Here is a 19781-nt window from a genome sequence, read left to right on the forward strand (position 1 = left end):
GCGGTTTATCAGGCGCCGACGATCCCACCATCCTCGCGAGTAATCGCCATCACCGAAGACCTTGGCTTGCCATTGGGCAGATGCTCGGGGAAGGTCGAACCGCCGTTCTCGCCGGGATGCTGAATCCCGACAAACAGGGTTTTCTGATCCGGCGAGAAGCTGATCCCGGTCACTTCGCAACCCACCGGCCCGACCATGAAACGGCGAATTTCACCGGTCGCAGGATCGGCGCAGAGCATCTGGTTGTTGCCCATCCCGGCGAAGTCGCCAGCGTTGCTCGAATCGCCGTCGGTGAGAATCCACAGGCGTCCGGCCTTGTCGAAACCCAGACCGTCGGGGCTGTTGAACATGTTCTGCGGGGTGATGTTGGATGAGCCACCCTTTGGCGTCCCGGCATGCACGCCCGGGTTGCCGGCGACCACAAACAGATCCCAGGCAAATGTCTTCGAGGCGTGATCGTTGCGGTCGGTACGCCAGCGCAGAATCTGCCCGTAAACGTTCTTCTCGCGCGGGTTTGGACCGCCCACCGGTTGCCCGTCTTCACCGCGCTTGGCGTTGTTGGTCAGGGTGCAATAAACCTGGCCGTCCTTGGGGCTGACGACGATCCACTCCGGGCGGTCCATGCGTGTTGCGCCGACGACGCTGGCGGCGAGGCGCGCGTGGATCAGCACTTCCGCCTGATCGGCAAACCCGCTGCTGGCGTCGATGCCGTTCTTGCCGTGGGTCAGTTCGATCCACTGGCCCTGGCCTTTCGGGTGATCAGGGTTGCCGTCGCCGGCATCGAATTTGGCCACATACAACGTGCCGTGATCGAGGATGTCGCGGTTGGCTTTCTGATTGCGATGGTTGATGCGATCACGGCTGACGAATTTGTAAATGAACTCGCCACGCTCGTCGTCGCCCATGTACACCACCGCGCGACCATCGTCGGTCTCGGCCAGCGCGGCGTTTTCATGTTTGAAGCGGCCCAGCGCGGTGCGTTTGACCGGAGTCGATTGCGGATCGAATGGGTCGATCTCGACCACCCAGCCGTGACGGTTGAGCTCATTGGGGTTCTTGGCCATGTCGAAGCGCGGGTCGTGCGGGTGCCAGTTGATGTCTTTGCTGCTGGCGACAACGCCGTAGCGCTTTTGCGCGGCATCGAACTGCTGCTGGGCGTTGCTGCTGCCGAAGCAGTCGGTGAAGTTTTCTTCGCAGGTCAGGTAGGTGCCCCAGGGTGTCTTGCCGTTGGCGCAGTTCTGGAAGGTGCCGAGGACTTTTTTGCCGTGCTTGTCGGCAGCGGTTTTCATCAAGTCGTGGCCGCGGGCCGGACCGCTGATTCGCAGCGGCGAGTTACCGTGAATCCGACGGTTGTAGCGCGAGCCCTGGACGAATTGCCACTGGCCGTTCTTGCGCTGCACTTCGATCACCGACACGCCTTCGCAGGCCAATGCCTTGCGCACGTCTTCAGCCGACTGCGGCATGCCGCCGTGCGGATATAGATAGCGATAGTTGGTGTATTCGTTGTTGATCGCCATCAGCGCGCGGTTCTTGTCGTCCGGGAAGGGGAACAGGCTCATGCCGTCATTGTTGTCGCCGAACTGCACTTCCTGTGCGGCAGCGGTGCCGTTACCGCTCGGATCGAAGGCCGGGCCGTTCTTGTGCAACGGCTGGCCCCAACTGATCAGCACCGAAGACTTGTAGCCCTTGGGCAGGCTGATGGCGTCGGTGGTCGCCGCAGGAATGCTCTCGAAACCGAGCAGGCGGCTGTTGCCGGCGCTGACGCTGGCGGCCATGACGCTGCGGCTCAGCAGGTTGCCGCCGAGGAACATCGCCGCGCCGCACAAGGCACCGGCGCTGATGAAACCGCGACGGCTGAGGCCGACCATTTTTTCCAGATCAGTGGATTGGTTTTCTTCTAATAGGCTCACATCAGGCTCCCTGCTTGGTTATGGGCAACACCTTAATGCGGGTCGATGACGCTTTTGTGGCAAGGACAAATCAGAGCGGCGTGCCGATCAGCACGTTGGACGGCGCGCATTGCACCTGCACCGCAGACCCCACGGCGAGTTGCTGGTTGCGCAAGTGCAGCGGTTCGGCCAAGGCGCAAAGTGTCTGGCCGTTGGGCAGGGAAATGCGCACCTCGCTGGGACCGTCCTCGGCATCGAGGATGGCTTCGATGGTGCCGCGCAGGACATTGTGTCCGGGCGTGGCCGGCTGATCGGAGCCGAGCAACTCAAGCCAGCCAGCCTTGATCAGCGCCATCACTTCGGTACCGACCTGCAATTCCAGATGCACGGTGCTGTCGTGGGTGATCTGTGCCTCCAGAGCAATGCCTTCTGCCAGTTCGAGGCGGATCAGATCGTTGCGCCCCTGCGCCTGAATGGCCGCGACCGTGCCATGCAGCTGATTGCGCGCGCTGGTCCTGAGCATCAGCCGCCCGAGCAGGTCGAGATCACTGGCGTCTTCGGCCGCTTCCAACACCTGTGCCTGCAACGCCTGCAATTTCTGATACAGGCGCAGCACCCGCTCGCCCTCGCTGGACAGTCTGGCGCCGCCGCCACCCTTGCCACCCACCACGCGCTCGACCAAGGGTTTCTGCGCCAGGTTGTTCAACTCATCGATCGCATCCCATGCCGCCTTGTAACTGAGCCCCGCGCTCTTCGCCGCGCGGGTGATCGAACCCTGCTCGGCGATGTGTTGCAGCAGGGCGATGCGCTGCGGACGGCGGACGATGTGCTGGGAGAGGAGGGTGGGCAGGGACATGGCAGAACGCTTCTGGCTCGGGCGATGAGGAGGACGTTGGCCACTTGCAACGCGCGAGTCAAGCCGAACACACAACCTGTAGGAGTTGAGCTCAGGTACCGGGTTTCGGTGTACGAGCCAGGCAATACACATCAACCCGCGCCGCACCTGCATTCATCAACAACCGCGCCAGTGTCTGAGCGGTCGCGCCCGTGGTCAGAACATCATCCACCAGCGCGAAATGGCGGCCGCTTACCTCTGCATCAGGCGTCAGCGCAAAGGCATTGCGCAAATTGCGTTTGCGCGCCTTGGCGTCGAGATCCTGTTGGGCGTCGGTGTCCATGACTCGCCTTAGAAGCTGTTCTTCGCACGGCAAACCCAGCGAAACACTCAACCAGCGCGCGAGCATCGCCGCCTGATTGAATCCTCGCCGACGTAGTCGTTTATTCGCCAGCGGCACCGGTAGCAACACATCGGGTCGCTGCAAGTCCTCGGCGAAGCGATGCTGCAGGTATTGGCCGAGAACGTCGGCGAGCAGGTGACCAAACGGCCATTTTGCGTTGTGTTTAAAGCGTGTAATCAGACTGTCCACGGGGAAGCCATAAACCCAGGGCACGGCAACCTGTTCGAAGGCCGGAGGCTCTAGCAGGCACTCGCCGCAAGTCAGGCCATCCGCCGCCAGCGGCAAAGCGCAGCTCTGACAATGACTGCCGAGCCAGGGCAATTCGGTTTCGCAGGCCTCGCACATTGGCATTTGTGCTTCTGCGGGCTCATCGCACAGCAAACAGGTCTGTACGTTTTTTAAACAGATGTAAACCTGTCCCTGGTATTGCGGTTGACAGCGCATCGCTCTTCCTTAAATATGCCGAACATCCGTGTAGCGCCTGTGGATATTCCATTTTCCCCGGCGCCAGCCAAGCATAACCAAGGAATTGCCCATGAGCGCGAGCACCACCGCCACCCTGCGTCACGATTGGTCTCTGGCCGAAGTCAAAGCACTCTTCGTACAGCCATTCAACGACTTGCTGTTCCAGGCGCAAACGGTGCACCGCGCACATTTCAACGCCAACCGCGTGCAGGTCTCGACACTGCTGTCGATCAAAACCGGTGCCTGCCCGGAAGACTGCAAGTACTGCCCGCAGTCCGGGCACTACAACACCGGTCTGGAAAAAGAAAAACTGATGGAAGTGCAGAAGGTCCTCGAAGAGGCGGCCCGCGCTAAAGCCATTGGTTCGACGCGATTCTGCATGGGCGCGGCGTGGAAACATCCGTCGGCCAAAGACATGCCGTATGTGTTGAAGATGGTTGAAGGGGTGAAAGCCTTGGGCCTGGAAACCTGCATGACCCTCGGACGTCTCGATCAGGAGCAGACCGAGGCGCTGGCCAAGGCCGGTCTCGATTACTACAACCACAACCTCGACACCTCGCCGGAGTTCTACGGCAGCATCATCACCACCCGCACTTACAGCGAACGTCTGCAGACGCTGGCTTACGTGCGTGAGTCGGGGATGAAAATCTGCTCCGGCGGCATTCTCGGCATGGGCGAATCGCTGGACGATCGCGCCAATCTGCTGATCCAGTTGGCCAACCTGCCGGAGCACCCGGAGTCGGTGCCGATCAACATGCTGGTGAAAGTCGCCGGAACGCCGCTGGAAAACGCCGAAGACATTGACCCGTTCGACTTCATCCGCATGCTCGCCGTCGCGCGCATCCTAATGCCGCAATCTCATGTGCGCCTGTCCGCCGGTCGCGAAGCGATGAACGAGCAGATGCAGGCCCTGGCATTTATCGCCGGCGCCAACTCGATTTTCTACGGCGACAAATTGCTCACCACCGCCAACCCGCAGGCGGACAAGGACATGCAATTGTTCGCGCGCCTCGGTATCCAGCCGGAGGCTCGCGAAGATCATTCCGATGAGGTTCATCAGGCTGCGATTGAGCAGGCACTGGTGGAGCAGAAGAGTAGCGAGCAGTTCTACAACGCTGCGGTGTAATAAACCGCGCGGATTGCCCTGAAGGAATGCAAAACCCCTGTGGGAGCGGGCCTGCTCGCAAAAGCGGTTTGGCCGCCAACATCCCTGTTGGAGGTGACGCCCATTCGCGAGCAGGCTCGCTCCCACAGGGGATCTGTGTCATTTGAAAATCGAGGCCTGCATGTCATTCGATCTCGCCGCACGCCTTGTTGCCCGCCGTGCCGACAACCTCTACCGGCAGCGTCCGCTGCTCGACTCGCCGCAAGGCCCGCAAGTCGTGGTCGACGGCCAACCGCTGCTCGCTTTCTGCAACAACGACTATCTGGGCCTGGCCAATCATCCGCAGGTGATCGAAGCCTGGCGCGCCGGTGCCGAGCGCTGGGGTGTCGGCGGTGGTGCGTCGCATCTGGTGATCGGCCACAGCAGCCCGCATCACGCGCTGGAAGAAGCACTCGCCGATCTGACCGGGCGCCCACGTGCACTGCTGTTCACCACCGGCTACATGGCCAACCTCGGCGCGGTCACCGCGCTGGTCGGGCAGGGCGATACGGTGCTCGAAGACCGGCTCAATCATGCCTCGTTGCTGGACGCGGGCCTGTTGTCCGGCGCGCGTTTCAACCGCTATCTGCACAACGACGCCGAGAGTCTGGCAAAGCGCCTGGAGAAAGCCACTGGCAACACACTGGTGGTGACCGATGGCGTATTCAGCATGGACGGTGACATCGCCGACCTGCCGGCGCTGGCCCGCGCGGCCAAGGCCAAAGGCGCGTGGCTGATGGTCGACGATGCCCACGGCTTCGGCCCATTGGGCGCCAACGGTGGCGGCATCGTCGAGCATTTCGGCCTGAGCCAGGACGATGTGCCGGTGCTGGTCGGCACTCTCGGTAAAGCCTTCGGCACCGCCGGGGCCTTTGTCGCCGGCAGCGAAGAGTTGATCGAAAGCCTGATCCAGTTCGCCCGCCCGTACATCTACACCACCAGCCAACCGCCGGCGCTGGCCTGCGCGACGCTGAAAAGCCTCGAGCTGTTGCGCAGCGAACACTGGCGCCGTGAACACTTGCAGACGCTGATTCGCCAGTTCCGCCACGGCGCCGAGCAGATCGGGCTGAAGCTGATGGACAGCTTTACGCCGATCCAGCCGATCATGATCGGCGATGCCGGGCGCGCCGTGCGTTTGTCGCAAATGCTGCGCGAGCGCGGCTTGATGGTGACCGCGATCCGTCCACCGACCGTGCCGGCCGGCAGCGCGCGACTGCGCGTCACGCTGACCGCCGCCCACAGCGAAGCTCAAGTGCAACAGTTGCTGGAAGGATTGGCAGATTGTTTCGCCCGATTGTCGTTGGAGCCAGGCCATGCGTAATCGTCTGATTCTGCTGCCCGGCTGGGGCCTCGGCGTGTCGCCGCTGGAACCGCTGGCCGCAGCATTGCGTGGCCTCAACGAACATCTGCAGGTCGAAATCGAGCCCCTGCCGGAACTGGATTCCGCCGACCTTGAAGACTGGCTCGACGAACTCGACGCGCGCATTCCACAGGAAGTGTGGCTCGGTGGCTGGTCGCTGGGCGGCATGCTCGCCTCTGAGTTGGCGGCACGACGCGGTGAGGCGTGCTGCGGGCTGCTCACGCTGGCAAGCAACCCTGCGTTTGTTGCTCATGAACAGTGGCCGAGCGCGATGCCCGGCGAGACGTTCGATGCATTTCTTGCCGGTTGCCAGGCCGATCCGCGTGTCACGATCAAGCGCTTCGCTCTGCTATGTGCGCAAGGTTCGCCAGACCCGCGTGGCTTGTCGCGGTTGCTGCTCGGTGGTGCGCCGGCAGCCGCGCCGACTGCGCTGATGGCGGGTCTGGAGCTGCTTGCGCAACTGGATACGCGCCAGGCGTTGCAGGGGTTTCGCGGCCCGCAGTTGCATCTGTTCGGCGGTCAGGACGCTCTGGTCCCGGCGGAAGCGGCCGGCGCATTGTTCGCGCTATTGCCGGATATCGAAATTGGTCTGATCGAACAGGCCAGCCATGCTTTTCTGCTGGAAGACCCGCACGGAGTCGCGGGCGCGATCCAGGCGTTTCTACATGAGTGCGCTGATGACTGATCTGTCCCTTGTGCTGCCTGGGGGCTTGCCCGACAAGCGCCAGGTGGCGGCGTCTTTTTCTCGCGCTGCGGCCAGTTACGACAGCGTCGCCGAGTTTCAGCGTGACGTCGGCACGCAGCTGCTTGAGCGTTTGCCTGGGAGTTTCATGCCGTCGCGGTGGCTTGATCTCGGTTGCGGCACCGGCTATTTCACCCGGGCGCTGGCCTCGCGTTTCACCCAGGGCAGCGGTGTCGCGCTGGACATTGCCGAGGGCATGCTCAATCACGCACGGCCGTTGGGTGGCGCTGAGCATTTCATTGCTGGCGATGCCGAACGGCTGCCGTTGCAGGATGCGAGCGTCGATCTGATTTTCTCCAGTCTCGCGGTGCAGTGGTGCGCCGACTTCGAGGCGGTGCTCAGCGAAGCCTTGCGCGTGCTTAAACCGGGCGGGATTTTTGCCTTTGCTAGTCTGTGTACAGGAACGCTGTTCGAGTTGCGGGAGAGTTGGCAGCAGGTCGACGGATTGGTGCACGTCAATCGCTTCCGTGAGTTCGGCCGCTATGAACAGTTATGTGCCGGCAGTGGCATGCGCATTTCGGCGCTGGAGAATCAGCCGCACGTGTTGCATTACCCGGATGTGCGCAGCCTGACCCATGAGCTGAAGGCATTGGGCGCACACAATCTGAATCCGGGCCGGCCGGGCGGTTTGACCGGACGGGCGCGGATTCTCGGGCTGATCGACGCGTATGAGCGGTTCCGTCAGGCGTCGGGGCTGCCGGCAACGTATCAGGTGGTATACGCCGTGTTGGAGAAACCTCTATGAGCGCAGCCTATTTCATCACCGGTACCGACACCGATGTCGGCAAGACCACCGTTGCTGCCGGATTGCTCCATGCGGCGCGGTCGGCAGGCTTGAGCACGGCGGCGGGCAAACCGGTGGCTTCCGGGTGCGACGTCACGCCCAAAGGCTTGCGTAATTCCGATGCCTTGGCGCTGCTGGCCGAATGTTCGTTGCCGCTGACTTATCAACAGGTCAACCCGGTGGCGTTCGAGCCAGCGATCGCTCCGCATCTGGCGGCGCGCGAAGCAGGTGTGGCGCTGACGGTGCAATCGCTGCTGGCGCCGATGCGCGGGATTCTGGCGATGAACGCCGATTTCACCCTGATCGAAGGCGCGGGCGGCTGGCGGGTGCCGTTGGCGGATCAGGACAATCTCTCGGACCTGGCGATTGCGCTGAAGCTGCCGGTGATTCTGGTGGTGGGCGTCAGGCTGGGGTGCATCAGTCATGCGTTGCTGACCGCCGAGGCGATTGCCCGCGATGGTCTGCAATTGGCGGGGTGGGTGGCCAATATCATCGATCCGAAAACTTCGCGGCTGGAGGAGAACCTTGCGACCCTGGCCGAGCGCATCCCCGCGCCGTGCCTGGGTCGCGTGCCGAAACTCAAGGCGTTGAGCGCCGAAGCGGTGGCCGAGCATTTGCAACTGGATTTGCTCGATTAAGTTTCTCGCTATGAACAGGCACTGTGCCATTAGTGTTTTTGACGGGTGTTTTGCCGGCGCGTCTGCTTCAATGGCGAGCATTGATCCTTTACAGGGATGAGAGTGACTATGGAAATCTCCGGCAACACAGCTTTCTATGCGGGACTGAGCTCGATTCAGTCCGGGCAGAACCGCGTCGATCAGGCCGCCAGCCAGATCGCCAACAACACTATCGAACGTTCGGTGACCAGCCAGTCGTCCGAAGTGCAGGTCAATCGCCTGCGCGGCGTGGATCGCGCACAAGAATCGGATCTGGCGAGCAATATCGTCGAGCTGTCGCAGGGCAAGATCCAGGCAGAGCTGGGTGTGAAGGTGGCCAAGGCGTCCGACGAAGTGCTCGGGACGATCATCGATACCTTCGCCTGATCGAACTTGTTGTAGACCTCGAAACGCCGCGCCCTGTCGCGGCGTTTTTCGTTTAAGTCCTTCTTGCTCAACTAATCTTTTCTTCTACGCCCGTGGCTTATATGTAGTAGCGGCGATTTGTCGTCTCCGGCATTTGCAAAGGCTGATGACGAACGGCAAAAGAACGATGCTTGACAAGATTTCGGCGTAAACGTATGTTTCAAACAACTGTTTGACCGTCACAACAACTCAACACGGTCGTTCATTCCCGGTTACATCAGCAGAGGTTTATCGCTATGCCTGACTACAAGGCCCCCTTGCGTGATATTCGCTTCGTTCGTGACGAACTGCTCGGCTACGAAGCGCACTATCAGAGCCTGCCAGCGTGCGCAGACGCCACGCCGGACATGGTTGACGCCATCCTCGAGGAAGGCGCCAAGTTTTGTGAGCAGGTACTGGCGCCGCTGAACCGCGTGGGCGACATCGAAGGTTGCACCTGGAGCGAGTCCGGCGTGAAAACCCCGACTGGCTTCAAAGAGGCGTACAAGCAATTCGTCGAAGGTGGCTGGCCAAGCCTGGCCCACGACGTTGAGCACGGCGGCCAAGGTCTGCCTGAGTCGCTGGGCCTGGCGGTGAGCGAAATGGTCGGCGAAGCCAACTGGTCGTGGGGCATGTACCCAGGCCTGTCGCACGGTGCGATGAATACCATCTCCGAGCACGGCACCCCAGAGCAGCAGGAAGCCTATCTGACCAAACTGGTCTCGGGCGAATGGACCGGCACCATGTGCCTGACCGAACCGCACTGCGGCACCGACCTGGGCATGCTGCGCACCAAGGCCGAGCCTCAGGCCGACGGTTCCTACAAAGTTTCCGGCACCAAGATCTTCATCTCGGCCGGTGAACACGACATGGCGGACAACATCGTCCACATCGTATTGGCCCGCCTGCCGGATGCTCCGGCTGGCACCAAAGGCATCTCGCTGTTCATCGTTCCAAAGTTCCTGCCAAACGCCGATGGCACCATTGGCGCGCGCAACGCAGTGAGCTGCGGTTCGCTGGAACACAAGATGGGCATCCACGGCAACGCCACCTGCGTGATGAACTTCGACGGCGCCACCGGTTACCTGATCGGCCCGGCGAACAAAGGTCTGAACTGCATGTTCACCTTTATGAACACCGCTCGCCTCGGTACCGCACTGCAAGGTCTGGCTCACGCCGAAATCGGCTTCCAGGGCGGTCTGAAATACGCTCGTGATCGCCTGCAAATGCGCTCGCTGACTGGCCCGAAAGCGCCGGACAAAGCCGCTGACCCGATCATCGTCCACCCTGACGTGCGCCGCATGCTGTTGACCATGAAGGCGTTCGCCGAAGGCAACCGCGCGATGGTCTACTTCACCGCCAAGCAGGTCGACATCGTCAAATACGGCGTCGATGAAGAAGAGAAGAAAAAGGCCGACGCGCTGCTGGCGTTCATGACCCCGATCGCCAAAGCGTTCATGACCGAAGTCGGTTTCGAAGCCGCCAACCACGGCGTGCAGATCTACGGCGGCCACGGCTTCATCGCCGAGTGGGGCATGGAGCAGAACGTTCGCGACAGCCGCATTTCGATGCTGTACGAAGGCACCACCGGCATCCAGGCCCTCGACCTGCTCGGCCGCAAAGTGCTGATGACTCAAGGCGAAGCTTTGAAAGGCTTCACCAAGATCGTCCACAAGTTCTGCCAGACCAACGAAGGCAACGAAGCCGTCCAGGAATTCGTCGCGCCGCTGGCTGCACTGAACAAGGAATGGGGCGAGCTGACCATGAAGGTCGGTATGGCCGCCATGAAAGATCGCGAAGAAGTCGGCGCGGCCTCCGTGGACTACCTGATGTACTCCGGTTATGCCTGCCTGGCCTACTTCTGGGCGGACATGGCGCGTCTGGCTGCGGAAAAACTGGCTGCCGGCACTAGCGACGAGGCGTTCTACACCGCCAAGCTGCAAACCGCGCGCTTCTACTTCCAGCGCATCCTGCCGCGTACCCGTACGCACGTGGCCACTATGCTGTCGGGTGCTGGCAACCTGATGGACATGAAAGAAGAAGACTTCGCACTGGGCTACTAAGCCTTAACGCAGTCTGACGAAAACCGCTGCTCCCGTTAGGGGGCAGCGGTTTTTTTATTGGCGGATCGCTCAGATAGTCGAGCTTCCGGCCGTTACAGAGAGCGTGTGTGATCTGGATCACATTGTGTGGGCTTGGCCGCACTTTGCAGGCACAATGCCATCTCTTTGCTATGACGGGTCGGAGCTTACCCTTGCCGCGTTCTTCCGCTGTACGTTTCAGCCATTTCCTGCCATCACTGCTGTTATTGCTTGCGGGGCTGGCGGCTGCGTACGTCAAAGACCTCAGCGTGTTTTTCACATCGCTGTTCAACGTTCTGCCGACATTGGTTCTGCTCCTCGGTGGCGCGTATTGCGCGGTGTACCGACGTCAGCGCGAACTGTTTCTGATGCTCACGGTGTACATCGCCTACTTTCTGCTCGATACCCAGACCGATTTCTACCGCGACAACGGCAAGGTTCGCGAAGACGCTGCGGTGGTGTTTCATCTGGTCTGCCTGCTGCTGCCGTTGTTGTTCGGGCTGTTCGCGGCGTGGCAGGAGCGTACCCATCTGTTTCAGGACATGGTCGCGCGCTTTGCCGTACTGCTGGCATTTGGCAGCGTGGCGCTGGGCCTGGAGCAAAGTTACCCACAGGCGCTACTGCTGTGGCTCTCGGAGATCCGCTGGCCGGCGCTGCACGGCGCGTGGATGAGTCTGATCCAGTTGTCCTATCCGGTGTTCATCTCGGCCTTCCTGCTCCTGGCCTGGCAATACTGGCGCAACCCGCGTCCGTTGCATGCGGCGCAACTGGTCGGCTTGCTCGGGGTGTTCTGGATGCTGCCGAAGACCTTCATTCTGCCGTTCACCCTGAACATCATGTGCAGCCAGGTGATGCTGATGATCGCCGCGGCGGTTGCGCATGAGGCCTATCAAATGGCCTTCCGCGACGAGCTCACCGGTCTGCCGGGACGACGTGCGCTTAACGAACGCATGCAGCGTCTGGGGCGCAACTATGTGCTGGCGATGAGCGACGTCGATCACTTCAAGAAATTCAACGACACCCATGGCCACGATGTCGGTGACCAGGTGCTGCGCCTGGTCGCCAGCAAACTGTCGAAAGTCAGCGGTGGCGGTAGGGCGTATCGCTACGGCGGTGAGGAATTCGCCTTGGTGTTTGCAGGCAAAACCCTTGAGGAGTGCATGCCGCACCTGGAAGTGATCCGTGAGTCGATCGCCTCCTACAGCATTCAGCTACGCAACCAGGAAAACCGCCCGCAGGATGATCAGCAAGGGCGCCAGCGCCGCAGCGGTGCCGGGGCTTCGGCGGTGTCGGTGACGGTGAGTATCGGCGTCGCCGAACGTGTCGAGCAGCGCACCCCGGAAGAAGTGCTCAAGTCCGCCGACCAGGCGTTGTACAGCGCCAAGGGCGCCGGGCGTAACTGCGTCATGGCATTCGGGCAGAACCGCCGTGGCGCGGTGCGCATGGACGCAGCTGCGGGTTGAGTGATGACGGCGCATTCAGCGCCTACACAGTGATTGTCGCGCGTGGTGGCAAGCAGTAGGTTGGAGGAATCTGCTGACGGAGAAGCCACCATGCCCGAGTACAAAGCTCCCCTGCGCGACATGCGCTTTCTGATCGATCACGTCTTCGACTTCCATACCAACTACGCCACTCTCGGCGCGCATGACGCCAGCCCGGACATGATCAGCGCGATCCTCGAAGAAGGCGCGAAGTTCTGCGAGAACGTGCTGGCCCCGCTCAATCGCAGCGGCGACGAAGAGGGCTGCCGTTTCGACAACGGCGTGGTGACAACGCCTACAGGCTTCAAGCAGGCCTTCGCACAATATGTCGAGGGCGGCTGGCATGGATTGGCGGCCGATCCGGCTTACGGTGGCCAAGGGTTGCCGAGTTCGCTGGGGCTGGTGATCAGCGAGATGGTCGGCTCCAGCAACACGTCCTGGGGCATGTACCCCGGCCTGACCCACGGCGCGATGTCGGCGATCCACGCCCACGGTACCGCCGAGCAGAAAGACACCTACCTGAGCAAACTCACCGCTGGCCAGTGGACCGGCACCATGTGCCTGACCGAAGCCCACTGCGGCACCGATCTGGGCATCATCAAGACTCGCGCGGTGCCCCGGGCCGACGGCAGCTACGCGATCACCGGCAGCAAGATTTTCATTTCCGCCGGCGAGCATGACCTGAGCGACAACATCATCCATCTGGTCCTGGCCAAGCTGCCGGACGCACCGGCCGGAACCAAGGGCATTTCCCTGTTTATCGTGCCCAAGTTCCTGCCCGATGCAGCAGGCGAAGCGGGTGAGCGCAATGGCGTTTCCTGCGGCTCGATCGAGCACAAGATGGGCATCAAGGCTTCTGCTACGTGCGTGCTGAATTTCGATGCCGCCACGGGTTACTTGATCGGCGAGCCGAACAAGGGCCTCAACTGCATGTTCACCATGATGAACCACGCGCGGCTCGGCACCGGCATGCAAGGGCTTTGTCTGGGCGAGGCGAGTTTTCAGGGGGCGATCAAGTACGCCAATGACCGCCTGCAGATGCGCGCGCTGACCGGCGCCAAGGCCCCGGAAAAACCTGCCGATCCGATCATCGTCCACCCCGATGTGCGGCGCATGTTGCTGACCATGAAAGCCTTCAACGAAGGCAACCGCGCGCTGACCTATTTCACCGCGCAGATGCTCGACGTCGCGCACCTGAGCACCGACGCCGAGGCGAGTCAGGAGGCCGAAGACCTGTTGGCGTTCCTCACGCCGATCTGCAAGGCGTTCATGACCGACACCGGGCTGGAAGTGACCAACCACGGCATGCAAGTGTTCGGCGGCCACGGTTTCATTCGTGAGTGGGGCATGGAGCAACTGGTGCGCGATTGCCGGATTGCGCCGATCTACGAAGGCACCAATGGCATTCAGGCGCTAGACCTGCTCGGGCGCAAGGTGCTGGGCAGTCAGGGCAAGCTGCTGCGCGGCTTTACCAAGATCGTCCACAAGTTCTGCGCAGCGAACGCCGACCACGCGCAATTGGGCCGCTTCGTCGCGCAACTTGACGGGCTCAATCAACAGTGGGGCGCCCTGACCATGAAGGTCGGCATGGCCGCCATGAAGAACCCGGACGAAGTCGGCGCCGCATCGGTGGATTACCTGATGTACAGCGGCTACATCATCCTGGGCTACCTGTGGCTGCGCATGGCGTTGGTTGCGCAGGCACAGCTGGAGGCGGGCGAGGGTGAGGCTGATTTCCTCAAGGGCAAACTGGCGACGTGCGAGTTCTACTTCAAGCGTTTGTTGCCGCGTACGGCTGCGCATCAGGCAGCGATCGAGGCAGGCAGTGATTGTTTGATGAATTTGCCGGCGCAGGCGTTTGCTTTGTAGGGCAGATCGAAAGATCGCGGCGATCTTTTTCCGGTGACTAAAAATAACAAATCAGTCACCGGTTGACCCTATGTGTCGCAAAAGTTGTTGAGGTACACTCGGGCTCAGAAAATATCATTCCACGAACCACCTGTTTAGATCTTGCGAGGTTTGCCATGGCTGACTACAAAGCGCCGCTGCGCGATATGCGCTTCGTCCTCAATGAAGTGTTCGAAGTCGCCAAACTCTGGGCCGAGCTGCCGGCGCTGGCCGAGACCGTCGACGCCGAAACCGTTGAAGCGATTCTCGAAGAGGCCGGCAAGGTCACCAGCAAAAGCATCGCGCCGCTGAGCCGTGCCGCTGACGAGGAAGGTTGCCATTGGGCGGACGGTGCCGTCACCACGCCGGCCGGTTTCCCACAGGCTTATCAGACTTATGCCGAAGGCGGCTGGGTCGGCGTCGGCGGTGATCCGGCCTACGGCGGCATGGGCATGCCCAAAGCCGTGTCGGCGCAGGTCGAAGAAATGGTCAACTCCGCCAGCCTCGCGTTCGGTCTGTATCCGATGCTGACCGCTGGCGCCTGCCTGTCGATCAATGCCCATGCCAGTGAAGAACTCAAAGCTGCGTACCTGCCGAACATGTACGCCGGCATCTGGGCCGGTTCCATGTGCCTGACCGAGCCGCACGCCGGCACCGATCTGGGGATCATTCGCACCAAAGCCGAACCCCAGGCCGATGGTTCCTACAAGGTCAGCGGCACCAAGATCTTCATCACTGGCGGTGAACACGACCTCACCGAGAACATCATTCATCTGGTACTGGCCAAGCTGCCGGACGCCCCGGCCGGTCCAAAAGGCATTTCGCTGTTCCTGGTGCCGAAGTTCATGGTCAATGCCGACGGCAGCCTCGGTGCGCGTAACCCGGCCAACTGCGGTTCGATCGAACACAAGATGGGCATCCAGGCTTCGGCGACCTGCGTGATGAACTTCGACGAAGCCGTCGGCTATCTGGTCGGCGAGCCGAACAAAGGCCTGGCGGCGATGTTCACCATGATGAACTACGAGCGCCTGGGCGTTGGTATTCAAGGCCTGGCCACAGGCGAGCGCTCTTATCAGAACGCTGTTGAATATGCGCGCGATCGTCTGCAGAGCCGTTCGCCGACCGGTGCGCAGAACAAGGACAAAGTCGCTGACCCGATCATCGTCCACCCAGACGTGCGACGCATGCTGCTGACCATGAAAGCCTCGAACGAAGGCGGCCGTGCGTTCTCCACGTACGTGGCGATGCAACTGGACACCGCCAAGTTCAGCGAAGATGCGACCACCCGCAAGCGCGCAGAAGATCTGGTGGCGCTGCTGACGCCGGTAGCGAAAGCCTTCCTGACCGACCTGGGTCTTGAAACCACCGTCCACGGCCAGCAGATTTTCGGCGGCCACGGCTACATCCGCGAGTGGGGCCAGGAGCAACTGGTGCGTGACGTGCGCATCACCCAGATCTACGAAGGCACCAACGGCATTCAGGCGCTGGACCTGGTCGGGCGCAAGATCGTTGGCAGTGGCGGCGCGTTCTACCAGCTGTTCGCTGACGAGATCCGCCATTTCACCGCAACCGCCAGCGCCGATCTGGGCGAGTTTACCAAACCGCTGAACGATGCCGTCGACACTCTCGACGAGCTGACCGCGTGGCTGCTGGACCGGGCGAAAAACAATCCGAACGAAATCGGCGCGGCCTCGGTCGAATATTTGCAAGCATTCGGATACACCGCTTACGCCTATATGTGGGCGTTGATGGCCAAAGCCGCGCTGGGCAAGGAAACGCAAGATGATTTCTATGCGAGCAAGCTGGGCACCGCACGCTTCTATTTCGCCCGTTTGCTGCCGCGTATCCACTCGTTGAGCGCGTCGGTCAAGGCCGGTAGCGAGTCGCTGTTCCTGCTGGATGCGGCGCAGTTCTGATCCTGTAGACGTCATGTAAGCATTTGCTTACGTGACGTGCTGCTGTTCTCCCATATCCGTATATTGGATCCACGGCTAATCTACATTTCATGGACGTCGCGCAGGAAGCGCAAAGTAAACAACACGGACACGTAGGATTCTGCCAGGGTGGCGGAGTGAAATGGATGTCAGGGAAACAGTCTGCAAAGCCCCGCTTCGGCGGGGTTTTCTTTTGCCTGAAGAAAAGTTTCAGGCAAGCGGATCGAGAGGCGGCTTCATTTCGCGATCGATCACCTCTTCAAGCAATGTCCGCAGCAATGCCAACGAGGCCTGCTGGCGTTGCACATCACGGCACACCAGGCCAACTTGCAACGGCACCCGTGGCTCGCTCAGCGGTTTCCACAGCAGATCTTCATCGTCGTATTCCTTTTGCGAACGTCCCGGCAGCACCGTTGCCAGCCTGGTGTGCGGCAGGCTATCGAGAATCCCCAGCATAGTGTTCAGCTCGGCCTGCACCTGCGGGCGTCGACCGAGGCTGGTCAGTTGTGCCTGCCAGATCTGTCGGATCTGGAACTCTTCGCCGAGCAGCAACATGGGCAGCTCAGCAGCCTGGCGCATCGAGACCTTCTTGAACTCGCGCAAGGGATGGTCCGCCGGGATCACCAGCGTCAGTTCATCTTCGTACAGCAACACGCCGTGCAGACCGGGTTGGCGCGGCGGTAGATAGCTGATGCCGATGTCCAGGGAACCATTGAGCAGACGCCGCTCGATTTCCAGCCCGGTCAGTTCATAGATCTGCACCACAAGATGCGGCTGCGCCTTGCGCACACGCTCGAGCATCTGCGGCACAAGGCTGGTGTGCACGGTTTGCAGCACACCAATGGCCAGCGTGCGCAACGCCTGCCCCTTGAAATTACCCAACGCCTCGCGCGCCCGCTGCAAGCCATCAAGCAATGGCAACGCGTGGTTGTATAGCGTATGCGCAGCGAGGGTCGGCAGCAGGCGTTTACTGCTGCGTTCGAACAGGGTGACGTCGAGATTCTGCTCCAGCTGACGGATCTGTTGCGACAGCGCCGGTTGTGAGATCGACAAGCGCTCAGCCGCACGGCCGACATGGCCTTCTTCGTAGACCGCGACGAAATAACGCAGTTGTTTGAAATCCATAAGTAGCGCTTATCGAAATGGCTGTGAAATCGAAATGGCCTGGAGCCGTTTGCGCGCCTAGTCTAACCGCATTCACAAGGCTTGCAGGGCCAGAAAGCGTGACGAATTCCATTTGCTTCGTTCGTGATTACATAGGCAGTTCAAAAAACCTCCAGCGAGGTTTTTCCGCATGAATCTATTCAGTTTGCGGCGCCAGACGCCGAGTCTGGATGACCTCACCTTCGAGGCGGGGCCATCCGCCTTGAGCGACCACCTCCATGCTCAACGCCTGATGCCCAGCGTCGATCGGCCGCAACAAGTGTTCGTTCGCGGCCAGGGTTCCTGGCTGTGGGACAGCAATGATCGCGCCTACCTCGACTTTTCCCAGGCAGGCGGCGCCAACAGCCTTGGCCACAGCCCCACGGCGCTGGTCAAAGCCATCGCCAATCAGGCCCAGGCGCTGATCAATCCAGGCTGCAATCTGCACAATCGCGGCATGCTCAGCCTCGCCGAGCGTCTGTGCGCCAGCACGTCCAGCGAACAGGCGTATCTGCTCAACAGTGGCAGCGAGGCTTGTGAGGCGGCGATCAAACTGGCGCGCAAATGGGGGCAGCTGCATCGCGGCGGCGCCTCGCGGATCATCATGGCTGAGCAGGGTTGTCATGGCCGCAGTCTGGCGACGATTGATCGAGTGCCATTCAACGACCTGCCGGCGCTGCATGCGGCGGTGGACGCGCAGACCGTGGCGATCATGCTGGAGCCGATCCAGAGCGATGCCGGGGTCATTCCGGCGACCGAGCATTACCTCAAAGGGGTCGAGCGACTGTGTCGTGACCTGGGCATCCTGCTGATTCTCGACGAAGTGCAGACGGGTATGGGCCGCTGCGGCAGCTTGCTTGCCGAACAGTCCTACGGGATTCGCGCCGATATCGTCGTGCTCGGCAAAGGTCTTGGCGGCGGTTTGCCGCTGGCGGCCTTGCTGACGCGAGGCAAGGCCTGCTGCTTCGCCACCGGCGAGCTGAGCGGCACCCATCACGGCAACGCCTTGATGACGGCGGCCGGTCTGGTGGTGCTCGACAGCATCCATGACCGCAGCTTTCTCCAGCAGGTTAACGACAGCGGCCAGCATTTGCGCGAAGGCCTTGCGCGACTGGCCCACCGCTACGGCCACGGCGAGTTGCGCGGCCAAGGCCTGTTTTACGGGTTGACGCTGTCCGACGAATGCGCCGACGCCGTCGTCCATGCCGCATTTCACGAAGGCCTGATATTGAACGCCGCGCAGCCTGACTGCCTGCGCTTCACCCCGGCCCTCACTGTCAGCAAAGCCAACATCGACGAAATGCTCCTGCGCCTGGGCCGCGCCTTCTCGCGAGTGCGCACCGCCCAAGTGCAATGTCGCAAGGGCATTGCCGTGTGAGCTGAGCAGCCCCAACCGATTACTCGAACCGTCTCGCGGTATAACGCACGCCCCACGCCTGATTCTTTTGGCGTGGGGCGTTTTTTTTGTGGCCGGGTTTTACAGACGTGATTTAGAGCTTGAGGGATCGTACCGTGGATGGTCTTTTAGAGAATGCCAGCAAGGGATGCGGCTACGGCCTGATCGGTATCACCGAAAAAGCCGTTTTGCGATCTGTACCACTAGGTGGTATGTTTTTGGAAGGGATACCTATGCCATTGAGGCTGTTCAAGACCAAACGCTTCGCCCTCCAGGCCAGTAGGGCGCGGATCACAGATGAAGAGTTGCAAGAGGCGTTTCACCAGATGCTTCAGGGACAGGCGGACAATCTTGGCGGAGGCGTGTGGAAGAAGCGCTTGAAGGCGAACCGTCACCGTTCGATCGTTTTGGCAAAAGGTGGACGTCACTGGATCTACCAAGTGCTTTTCGCCAAGCAGGATCAAAGCAATATCACGCCAACAGAATTGAAGGATTTACGTAAATTGGCAAAGGTCTATGCGCAACTGACCGAAGCGCAGATCAGCGACTTGTTGGCGATGAAGGAGTTTGTGGAGATATGTCATGAGTAAGAAATTCAAAAGTGAAGTTTTCGAATCGATACACGAATCAGCCGGGGCGTTGCTTGCTGTCGGAGCAATAAACAAGGCAACGATGCGAGAATTCGATGACTCCTGTCTGGCATCGGTTCCCTTAGCGATCCCGGCTGAGGAGATCAAGGCGCTACGCGAGCGAAACAAGGTCAGCCAACCGGTATTTGCACGCTATCTCAACACAAGTGCATCCACGGTGAAGCAGTGGGAATCGGGTGACAAACATCCCAGCGGTATGGCGCTCAAACTACTGAGCATCGTACAAAAACATGGGTTGAAAATTCTCGCTTGAGCCTGACGCAGCTATCGCACTGAACCCTGACGAACGGCGCGTGTCGATTAGCTTGTATGGCTCAAGTGAGCCAACCCCCATTCAGGAGCTGCCCCATGGATTTCATTCGTATCATCATCGCTATTCTGTTGCCGCCACTGGGCGTGTTTCTGCAGGTCGGGTTTGGCGGGGCGTTCTGGCTGAACATTCTGCTGACGCTGTGCGGCTACATTCCAGGGATCGTGCATGCGGTGTATATCATCGCCAAGCGTTGAGTTCAGTGGCGTCTGATCA

Annotated in this window: 18 protein-coding genes; 14 read left to right on the forward strand and 4 right to left on the reverse strand. The window is 60.7% G+C overall.

The window, feature by feature from the left end; all coding sequences use genetic code 11:
* Positions 1–8: 8 nt before the first annotated feature.
* The 3 genes from F8N49_RS13270 to F8N49_RS13280 all read right to left on the reverse strand — a co-directional run bounded on the left by F8N49_RS13270 (position 9) and on the right by F8N49_RS13280 (position 3571).
* Positions 9–1910, reverse strand: coding sequence for a PhoX family phosphatase (locus F8N49_RS13270; RefSeq protein WP_110646305.1), 1902 nt, complete (start codon positions 1908–1910; stop codon positions 9–11).
* 70 nt (positions 1911–1980) lie between these two features.
* On the reverse strand, positions 1981–2745 hold the full coding sequence (locus F8N49_RS13275) for a TOBE domain-containing protein (RefSeq protein ID WP_151551710.1): 765 nt from the start codon (positions 2743–2745) through the stop codon (positions 1981–1983).
* A 91-nt stretch (positions 2746–2836) separates the two neighbouring features.
* Entirely contained in the window at positions 2837–3571 is a 735-nt protein-coding gene (locus F8N49_RS13280; protein ID WP_151551712.1) for a ComF family protein, read from the reverse strand.
* 91 nt (positions 3572–3662) lie between these two features.
* On the opposite strand from F8N49_RS13280, the gene bioB reads away from it, so the two are divergent.
* From bioB to F8N49_RS13330, 10 genes are all read left to right on the forward strand, one after another.
* Positions 3663–4718 (forward strand): biotin synthase BioB, encoded by a 1056-nt coding sequence (gene bioB, locus F8N49_RS13285; protein ID WP_151551714.1) that lies wholly within the window; start codon positions 3663–3665, stop codon positions 4716–4718.
* A 160-nt stretch (positions 4719–4878) separates the two neighbouring features.
* Positions 4879–6057, forward strand: coding sequence for an 8-amino-7-oxononanoate synthase (bioF, locus tag F8N49_RS13290; protein ID WP_151551716.1), 1179 nt, complete (start codon positions 4879–4881; stop codon positions 6055–6057).
* Positions 6050–6781: an alpha/beta fold hydrolase gene (locus F8N49_RS13295; RefSeq protein WP_151551718.1), complete on the forward strand. Its 732-nt coding sequence runs from the start codon at positions 6050–6052 to the stop codon at positions 6779–6781. Before bioF ends, F8N49_RS13295 begins: the two co-directional genes overlap by 8 nt.
* Entirely contained in the window at positions 6774–7583 is an 810-nt protein-coding gene (gene bioC, locus F8N49_RS13300) for a malonyl-ACP O-methyltransferase BioC (protein ID WP_151551720.1), read from the forward strand. The genes F8N49_RS13295 and bioC overlap by 8 nt, the downstream gene beginning before the upstream one ends.
* The gene (gene bioD / locus F8N49_RS13305; RefSeq protein WP_016772864.1) at positions 7580–8260 is read left to right on the forward strand and encodes a dethiobiotin synthase; all 681 of its coding nucleotides are present in this window, start codon (positions 7580–7582) and stop codon (positions 8258–8260) included. Before bioC ends, bioD begins: the two co-directional genes overlap by 4 nt.
* Before the next feature lie 108 nt (positions 8261–8368).
* Positions 8369–8665 (forward strand): hypothetical protein, encoded by a 297-nt coding sequence (locus F8N49_RS13310; protein ID WP_016772865.1) that lies wholly within the window; start codon positions 8369–8371, stop codon positions 8663–8665.
* A 275-nt stretch (positions 8666–8940) separates the two neighbouring features.
* On the forward strand, positions 8941–10746 hold the full coding sequence (locus tag F8N49_RS13315; RefSeq protein WP_024014564.1) for a phenylacyl-CoA dehydrogenase: 1806 nt from the start codon (positions 8941–8943) through the stop codon (positions 10744–10746).
* Positions 10747–10937: 191 nt separating this feature from the next.
* Positions 10938–12227, forward strand: a complete 1290-nt coding sequence (locus F8N49_RS13320; RefSeq protein WP_151551722.1) for a GGDEF domain-containing protein — start codon at positions 10938–10940, stop codon at positions 12225–12227.
* Between the two features lie 90 nt (positions 12228–12317).
* The gene (locus F8N49_RS13325) at positions 12318–14114 is read left to right on the forward strand and encodes an acyl-CoA dehydrogenase C-terminal domain-containing protein (RefSeq protein ID WP_151551724.1); all 1797 of its coding nucleotides are present in this window, start codon (positions 12318–12320) and stop codon (positions 14112–14114) included.
* 155 nt (positions 14115–14269) lie between these two features.
* A complete protein-coding gene (locus F8N49_RS13330; protein WP_071173829.1) occupies positions 14270–16048 on the forward strand; it encodes an acyl-CoA dehydrogenase C-terminal domain-containing protein in 1779 nt (592 codons plus the stop codon).
* Positions 16049–16276: 228 nt separating this feature from the next.
* Here the strand turns inward: F8N49_RS13330 and F8N49_RS13335 are convergent, their stop codons facing one another.
* Complete coding sequence (locus F8N49_RS13335) at positions 16277–17191, reverse strand: LysR family transcriptional regulator (protein WP_071173828.1); 915 nt, start codon at positions 17189–17191, stop codon at positions 16277–16279.
* A gap of 169 nt (positions 17192–17360) precedes the next feature.
* On the opposite strand from F8N49_RS13335, the gene F8N49_RS13340 reads away from it, so the two are divergent.
* From F8N49_RS13340 to F8N49_RS13355, 4 genes are all read left to right on the forward strand, one after another.
* Positions 17361–18587, forward strand: coding sequence for an aspartate aminotransferase family protein (locus F8N49_RS13340; protein ID WP_122751581.1), 1227 nt, complete (start codon positions 17361–17363; stop codon positions 18585–18587).
* A 251-nt stretch (positions 18588–18838) separates the two neighbouring features.
* A complete protein-coding gene (locus tag F8N49_RS13345; RefSeq protein WP_151551726.1) occupies positions 18839–19195 on the forward strand; it encodes a type II toxin-antitoxin system RelE/ParE family toxin in 357 nt (118 codons plus the stop codon).
* The gene (locus F8N49_RS13350; RefSeq protein WP_039757682.1) at positions 19188–19508 is read left to right on the forward strand and encodes a DNA-binding transcriptional regulator; all 321 of its coding nucleotides are present in this window, start codon (positions 19188–19190) and stop codon (positions 19506–19508) included. The genes F8N49_RS13345 and F8N49_RS13350 overlap by 8 nt, the downstream gene beginning before the upstream one ends.
* Before the next feature lie 95 nt (positions 19509–19603).
* Entirely contained in the window at positions 19604–19762 is a 159-nt protein-coding gene (locus F8N49_RS13355) for a YqaE/Pmp3 family membrane protein (protein WP_003228885.1), read from the forward strand.
* The last annotated feature ends 19 nt before the right edge of the window (positions 19763–19781 follow it).

Source organism: Pseudomonas sp. GXM4 (assembly GCF_008923895.1).
In the GTDB taxonomy this organism is placed as follows: domain Bacteria; phylum Pseudomonadota; class Gammaproteobacteria; order Pseudomonadales; family Pseudomonadaceae; genus Aquipseudomonas; species Aquipseudomonas atacamensis.